Raw genomic sequence first — 7,926 nt, 5'->3', positions numbered from 1 at the left:
CGCTCACGGCGCGGCCTCCGCGTCGGCCGGCGCGGCTCGACATCGCGGAGGTGGCGCGCTCGCGGTGGATGTATTTTTGCGTCGCCGTCTATGCCGCCCTTGGCGCGATTTTCGTCTTCGTGGCGCTGCGTGAATCGAATGTCCTCGGCTTCACCGGCATGAGCCGCGTGCTGATGTCTTTTTGCCACGCGATCATCCTGTTGCTTCCGCTTCTGGCGCTGACCGCCACGGGGCACGTGGTCAACAAGGCGCGAGAGGACGGCACGATCGAGCTGCTCTTTTCGCACCCGTTGTCGCACGCCGCCTATTTCGGCGCGGCGGCGGTCGTGCGTTTCGGAGTGTTGGTCCTGCCGCTTGCGGGGTTGCTGGTGGGCATGGCCATCATCGGCCGCCTGGCTTTCGGCGAGGCGATCCCGGTGGCCTTCGTCGCCCGGACAATCGCCATCAGCGCCGCGATTCTGTGGGCTTTCGTCGGCGCGGGGCTCGCGATTTCCGTTTTTGTGCGCAACACGTCGCGCGCGACGATGTATCTCGTGCTGACCTGGGCGCTTGCCGTGACGCTCGTCGACTTCGCGCTCGCGGGGCTGATGCTGCAGTGGCGGCTCAATCCGCAATCGGTGTTCGTGCTGGCGAGCCTCAATCCCGTACAGGCCGCGCGCATGGCGCTGCTTTCGTCCGCGGAGCCGGAGCTGGCCGTGCTTGGCCCGGTGGGATTTTACCTCGCCAACCGCATCGGCGCGGGCGCGCTGTTCGCGCTTGGCGTGTTGTGGCCGCTTGTCGCCGGCTGCGCGGCGTTGTTTGCCGGGTACTGGCGTTTTCGATCCGACGATCTGGTGTGACCATCCGTCGCGCGCCGACGCGCGCACGCGTTCGAATTGGAGGATATCCCATGAACATCAAGGAAGCGCTCGAGGGGTTCTACGAGTTTCTGGAGCGCCCGATCAAACTGTCCGCGCGCCTGGCGCTGGCGCTGCTCGTGATCCCGCTGCTGCTGGCATTCACCGCGCCGCTCTGGAACATCTCCATGAAGGCGCCGCAATACCCGCAGGGGCTTTCGCTCGATATCTACGCGCACAAGGTCGAAGGCGGGCGCGGCGGACTGGACATCAACGAGATCAACACGCTGAACCACTACATCGGCATGGCGCCGCTGAATCGCGCGGCGCTCACGGACCTGGACTGGCTGCCGTTCGCGATCGGCGCGCTTGTCATCCTGACACTGCGCGTCGCCGCGGTCGGCAACGTGCGCGCGCTGATCGACCTGTTCGTCATGAGCAGCTATTTTTCGCTGTTTGCGCTCGCGCGATTCGTCTACAAGCTCTACACGCTCGGGCACGACCTGGATCCCAAGGCGCCGGTAACGGTGGATCCCTTCATGCCGGCCGTGTTCGGCACCAAGCAGATCGCGAATTTTACCGTCACCAGCCTTCCGCGCGGAGCGTCGCTTTACATGGGCATCTTCGTCACCGGGGTGCTCGCGGTGATGGCGTGGCATCTCATATCCGGGCGCCTGGCGGCCGTGCGGGCCACGCGGCAGGCGGCGTCGTAGGCGGCGCATTGACCTGCTGATATATTCCGCCGCGCCATGAGAAATGCTTTTTGGCGGCGGAATGAATCCGGCGCGTTGAATCGCGACCGGATGACGCTCGGCGAGCGCTGGCGCGAACCTTTTCGCAAGCACCCCGCCGTCCGCCCTTTGTTTTTCGCGGCGTGCGCGTTGTTTGTCGTCGTTCGCGTTCTCATCCTCGAAACCGCATACGATCACCTGCACAACATCGATCCCGCCGTTCACGAAATGCCCGCCTGGGCGCTCGGTCAGATGGGGCGTGTGCCGGAAACAGACATCAAGAATTATCACCTGTGGAGCAAGGAACTCACCGCCACGCTGTTGATCCCTTTTTTGTACGCGGGGATTTCGGTGACGACCGCGATGGCGATCGTGATGCTCGCGTTATCGCTGGCCGGCTTCGTGGCTCTCGTCCACCTCGTGCTCGCGCACGCGGGCGGACGCGCGGCCGCGATCCTCGCGCTTCTCCTCATCTTTCCCGACCGCAACTTCCTCAAGTGGTCGCTAACGATGTGGGGCGGCTACACGGAGGTCGTCGGCCTCGCCGGCGTCGCGTTGTGGTTTTTTGCCGCGACGGCCGATCCGAAGACGCCGGCAAGCCCGTTGGCGGCGGGTCTCGCGTGCGGGGCGGTCGCCGCGTATTCGAACAACATGGTTTACTTTCCCGCCGCGCTCGGCGCGTTGATGCTGTTTCGAAAATCGAATGTCGTGGCCGGCGCGCTTCGATTCGCCGCCGGCGCCGTCATCCCGTGGATTCCCGTCGCTTTGTGGCTTGCGACCTGGGCCCGGGATCTGCCGATCATGCCGAAGGAATTCTACCTTCCGCCCGCGGCGTTCATCGGATATCCAACGCTGGCGGGTTTCGACAACATGGCACTCCTTCTGGAAAATGAGCGGTTTTTCGGACCGCCGATCGTCCGGCGACTCGGTGTGGCCGGGTTGGCCTGGGCGCTTCTTACCGCCTTCCGCGGATTTCGCGAACGCGGCGCGATCTGGCGTGCCGCTTTTCCCGCGACCGCGCTGGCGGCGATCGGCGCGCTCGCGGTTTTTCCTTTTGTCGATTCCATATCGACAAGGCACCTCCTGTGGCTCATCCCCGCGGCTTACGCCGGAATCGCCCTTTTGCTTGCGGACGACATGGTGACGGGCCGGATGCGGGCGCGCTCATCGTGGTTGTGGCCGTCCCTTTGGCGGGCGGAGGTCATCGTCAAGGCCGCCGCCCTGGCCGCGCTCGTGATTTTCAATGCGATTCAGCTCGCGCCGCTCATCCAGCCGCGCGAATTCGGCATGCTGCATCGTTTTCGCGGCATGGATTACTTCGCGACGTTCAGCGGCTTCGTGGTCGGGCCGGAGGTCGAACGCGTCAACTGCGCGCTCGATGAAAAGCCGCGTGGGCTTTGGGATATGGAAACGCATGCGGGAATGCGGACGATTTTCCGTCGGGCCGGCGCCTATCAGTGCTGCATCTGGGAACCGGATGCATGGGATGCCTCCGACGTACCGCCGGCGCTGAAGCCCGGAATCTCGGCGAGGTACTGGCGGGGCGTGGGATATGGGCTGGCGCTGAAAGCCGACGCCACGGCCGAAGCCGTCGATCGCATCGAAAATCTCGATCCGGTGCGTCGGACGCAGATTCTCGAGGCGTTCCACGCCATGCGCGATCTGCCGTGCATGCCCCGCGGACCGTCCGGCCGACCTTCGGGCGGATGAGATTTCCCTTTTCGGCGCGGTTGGGATAAATATCCCCGGCTATGCGGAATTTATCCCCCGGGCGAAATCGTTTCCTTACGCGCGGCCTGCGCCCGGCGGTCGTCGCAATCGCCTTCCTGGCGTTCGCATTCGCCTTCGGCTGCGGTGACGGCTCAAATGGAAGCGGCGCCGCCGTGGATGCGTTCGGCGGCGACGCGCCGAGCGACGAAGACAACGACGGCAACGCCGGCGATGACGGCGACGCGGCGGACGACGACGCGCCCACGCCTGATCCCGGCGGCGATGACGATAGTGAATCCGACGACGACGACGTGGGGGCGGCCGGGGTGATCTGGACCTACGACATGATGGACGCGGGAGTTCCCGCGCCCAACCCGATCCACGACGCCGAAACGCCGGCCGAACTCAACCGCATTCCTTACATGCGCTTTCGCGCGGAGACCGGGGAAAATCCCCCGCTCGCGGCGACGGCGGTGCTGGTGTTGATTCCCGGATTTACCGTGGGCGCGGGCTCGCTCGGATATCTCGCGACGAGCCTCGTGCAGCTTTCCGGCGGCGATATCGAGGTCTGGGTGATGGACCGCCGGCACCATCTGCTCGAGGACCAGCGCGGATTCGACGCCGCGGAGGCCGCCGGCGATCCGCGCATCGCGTATGACTATTACTTCGGCGGCGGCGAGATCGACGGCCACAAGTTCGCGGGGATTCTCGACGCGAAGGGAAGCGCGACCGACTTCATGACGGAGTGGACGCTCGAGCTGGAGTTGCGCGACCTGCGTCGATTGATCCGCACCGCGCGCGCGGCGCAGCCGGCGGCCGCGATTTTCCTTGGCGGGCACTCGCGCGGCGTCATGTTTACGCGGGCGTTCGCCGCGATGGAATTCGACGACGGTCACCTGGGTTGCGAGGAATTGGCGGGGATCGTGATGCTCGACGGCGAAGGCCGCTATGACCCCGATCTGAACGAGGCGGGTTACAAGGAAAATATCGACCGGCTGCGCCGCGGGCGCGACGCGCGGTTCGAATCGTTCCCCCCGCTGGGACCGACCTTCTATCTGTTCGGCGAAATCCTCGCGATGGCCGCAACGCGCGGTTTCGGCGATCCGGACGACCCGGAGGTCGGCGCCGACAAGATGTGGACGCGGATGGGACCGTTCGCGTCGTTCTTGCCGCTTCTTTACCGATTCCACGACATCACGATCACCAACGAGGCGCTTGCCGGTTTTCTGCTCGATAACGACACATCGATCGTTCCTCTGGTGCGCGCGAATTTCGGGTTTCCCGAAGGACCCGTCGGGCACGACTTCATCGGATATTTTCCGAACGATCCGAACACGACATACACGTGGCGCCATTTCGATCGCATGGACCCGCCGGAAGTCAGCCACATCCAGAATCTGATGCCGTGGGTGTACAGGGGACCGACCGACGCGGTGGACCCCTATTACGGCGCGCGCACGAGCATCGACCTGAAGGCCGCGGATCGCCTGGATACCGAGGGCACCTGGCGGGACAAGTACTTCCGCTTCCGGACTTCGCGCATGGACGCGCCGGTGTTCGGCATCGCGACGCGCATGCTCATCGAACGCGCCGACAACTACTCGGAATATCGTGACATGCTGCCGCCGGCGCGCGGGCAAAATCGGCCGCGAACGCAATTCGGATTCGAGGTCATCTCGCGCCCGACGTGGGAGCACATGGACCCGGTCATCGCCGACGCGGCGACCAACGATTTCTACCCCGCCCTGATCGACTGGATGCGCCGCTTTAGCAAGGACGCGCCGATCGGGCCGGCCGCCGAGTAAGTCGCAAGAACGCGGAACTCCCGGCGCCGCGGCGTCCCCATCGCGAATCGGTCGCCGGCGTCTTTACGGCTTACCGCGCGGGGCGCAATATTTCGTAAAATTACTTACAATTCGATGGCGATGGGCCATAGCGGGGAGTGTGCGCCTTCATGGAACCGGACAACCATTCGACATTCGATGCCATCGTCGTCGGGACAGGACCGGGCGGCGCGACCGTCGCCCGCGAACTGACCCTTCAAGGCAAAAAAGTCCTGATGCTGGAACGGGGTCCGGGCGGCCCGATTCGTGGAGATTTTCGGCAATACCTGACGGAATTGCTCTGGCCGGGGCGCGGCCTGCTTGTCACGCCGGAACTCCTGGGGATGGTTCGCGGCATCACCACGGGCGGCAGCTCGATATTTTATTACGGCACCGCGTTTTCGCCGGCCTTTGAAATGCTCGAACGCCACGGCGTCGAAATCCGCGGCGAGATCGAGGAGACGCGGCGCGAGTTGCCGATCGGGCCGCTCAAGGACGAGATGATGTCGCCGATGGCCAACCGCATCATGGACGCGGCTCGCCAAACCGGCTTCGACTGGCGCCCGCTCGACAAGTTCATGGATCAGAAAAAGTGGCGCCCGGAATTTCGCTTCGGATACTACGGCGATCCCCATGGCGTGAAATGGAGCGCGCGCATGTACGTGGACGAAGCCGTGGCCGGGGGCGCGGTCTTGCAAAACCACGCGCACGTGCGTCGCGTGATCATCGAAAACCGCAGGACCGCGGCGGGCGTCGAATACGAATGGCGCGGTGAGCGGCGGAGGATTTTCGCGCCGGTGGTGGTCCTGGCGGCGGGGGGCATCGGCTCGCCGATCGTCCTTCGCGACAGCGGCGTTTACGGCGGCGGGTACGACTTTTTCTTCGATCCGCTCATCACGGTCTGCGGCGCCCTCCCGGACGTCCGCCTTCGCGCCAACGAAATTCCGATGTCCGCCGGCATCCATCTGGACGAAGCGGGCTACATGATGACGGACATGCCCGTGCCGGCGACCACGCACGCGGCTTTCGCGACGCAGGGTTGGCGTCCCGGTCAGATATTCGCACACGCCAGGACCGCGACGATCATGATCAAGCTTCGGGATTCCCTGGGAGGCCGGCTCACCGACCGCGGCGGGGTACGCAAGAAACTGGGGAAGGACGACCGGGCCAATCTGGCGCACGGTTTCGAAAACGCGAGGAAGATCCTCACCGCCGCGGGGGCCAAGGATGTCTACAAATCCTGGTGCCTGGCCGCCCATCCGGGTGGGACGGTCAAGATCGGCGAGATGGTGGACGCGGGCTTGAAGACGCGGATCGACAACCTGTACGTGTGCGACTGCTCGGTTATCCCGGAGTCGTGGGGACTGCCGCCGGTGTTGACGTTGATCGGCCTCGGGAAGCGCCTCGCGCGGCGGCTCTCGGCGTAAGCCGGAATCAACGCTGGTTTCCGGCGGCGACGGATCGGCGGAAGGGCCGGCCGGGCGATGCCGCCGGCCGCGACGTCGCCAAAAGAAATGGGCGGACCCTTTCGGATCCGCCCATTTGGATTTGAAAATCCGGCGACGACCTACTCTCCCACAGAATTACTCCTGCAGTACCATCGGCGCTGGAGGGCTTAACTGCCGTGTTCGGGATGGGAACGGGTGTGACCCCTCCGCTGTAGCCACCGGAAACCGGATTCGAAATCAAAAAAAGAACGATTAGCGCGCTGATTGGAGTGAATACCGCAACGGATCGACAATTTCGTTCGGTTTGAAACCGAATGCTTGGCAAGCCTCACGACCGATTAGTACCGGTAAGCTGAACGCATCACTGCGCTTACACATCCGGCCTATCAACCTCGTGGTCTACAAGGGGTCTTTAGTGCCCGAAGGCAAGGGATATCTTGTTTTGAGGGAGGCTTCCCGCTTAGATGCTTTCAGCGGTTATCCTTTCCGGACGCAGCTACCCAGCAATGCCCCTGGCGGGACAACTGGCACACTGGAGGTCCGTTCACCCTGGTCCTCTCGTACTGAGGGCAACTCCTCTCAAATATCCTACACCCACGCCAGATAGGGACCGAACTGTCTCACGACGTTCTAAACCCAGCTCACGTACCACTTTAATCGGCGAACAGCCGAACCCTTGGGACCTTCTCCAGCCCCAGGATGTGATGAGCCGACATCGAGGTGCCAAACCTCCCCGTCGATGTGGACTCTTGGGGGAGATAAGCCTGTTATCCCCGGCGTACCTTTTATCCGTTAAGCGACGGCCCTTCCATGCGGAACCGCCGGATCACTAAGACCTGGTTTCCCACCTGCTCGACTTGTTGGTCTTGCAGTCAAGCTCCCTTATGCCTTTACACTCTTCGGCTGGTTTCCAATCAGCCTGAGGGAACCATCGCGCGCCTCCGTTACTTTTTAGGAGGCGACCGCCCCAGTCAAACTACCCACCATGCAGTGTCCTCGACCCGGATAACGGGCCTGAGTTAGAACTCCCGGATAATCAGGGTGGTATTTCAAGGTTGGCTCCACCGAGACTGGCGTCCCGGCTTCAAAGCCTCCCACCTATCCTACACAGACTAGCCAAGAATTCACTGCAAAGCTGTAGTAAAGGTGCACGGGGTCTTTCCGTCTAGGCGCGGGTAGTGGGTATCTTCACCCACACTACAATTTCGCCGAGTCCATCGTTGAGACAGCGCTGAAGTCGTTACGCCATTCGTGCAGGTCGGAACTTACCCGACAAGGAATTTCGCTACCTTAGGACCGTTATAGTTACGGCCGCCGTTTACCGGGGCTTCAGTTCGCCGCTTCTCCCACCGAAGTGGAATGACAGCTCCCCTTAACC

Annotated in this window: 5 protein-coding genes and 2 rRNA genes; 5 read left to right on the top strand and 2 right to left on the bottom strand. The window is 63.2% G+C overall.

Annotated features, from left to right (window positions below; all coding sequences use genetic code 11):
* The 5 genes from K8I61_19435 to K8I61_19415 all read left to right on the top strand — a co-directional run.
* Positions 1 to 839, top strand: an 839-nt coding sequence (locus K8I61_19435) for an ABC transporter permease (protein ID MBZ0274219.1), incomplete at its 5' end; no start/stop codon positions are given.
* A gap of 50 nt (positions 840 to 889) precedes the next feature.
* Positions 890 to 1,549, top strand: coding sequence for a hypothetical protein (locus K8I61_19430; protein ID MBZ0274218.1), 660 nt, complete (start codon positions 890 to 892; stop codon positions 1,547 to 1,549).
* Positions 1,550 to 1,624: 75 nt separating this feature from the next.
* On the top strand, positions 1,625 to 3,277 hold the full coding sequence (locus K8I61_19425; GenBank protein ID MBZ0274217.1) for a hypothetical protein: 1,653 nt from the start codon (positions 1,625 to 1,627) through the stop codon (positions 3,275 to 3,277).
* 41 nt (positions 3,278 to 3,318) lie between these two features.
* Complete coding sequence (locus K8I61_19420; GenBank protein ID MBZ0274216.1) at positions 3,319 to 5,082, top strand: hypothetical protein; 1,764 nt, start codon at positions 3,319 to 3,321, stop codon at positions 5,080 to 5,082.
* 149 nt (positions 5,083 to 5,231) lie between these two features.
* The gene (locus tag K8I61_19415; protein ID MBZ0274215.1) at positions 5,232 to 6,527 is read left to right on the top strand and encodes an FAD-dependent oxidoreductase; all 1,296 of its coding nucleotides are present in this window, start codon (positions 5,232 to 5,234) and stop codon (positions 6,525 to 6,527) included.
* A 127-nt stretch (positions 6,528 to 6,654) separates the two neighbouring features.
* Here K8I61_19415 and rrf read toward each other — a convergent pair.
* Positions 6,655 to 6,771: ribosomal RNA gene (gene rrf, locus K8I61_19410) — 5S ribosomal RNA — on the bottom strand.
* Between the two features lie 94 nt (positions 6,772 to 6,865).
* Positions 6,866 to 7,926, bottom strand: a 23S ribosomal RNA gene (locus K8I61_19405); the annotation flags it as partial.

The sequence above is a fragment of the bacterium genome (assembly GCA_019912885.1).
In the GTDB taxonomy this organism is placed as follows: Bacteria; Lernaellota; Lernaellaia; order JACKCT01; family JACKCT01; genus JAIOHV01.
The sequence above is the reverse complement of the archived record's forward strand: the minus strand, read 5'-3'. Positions and strand labels throughout refer to the sequence as shown.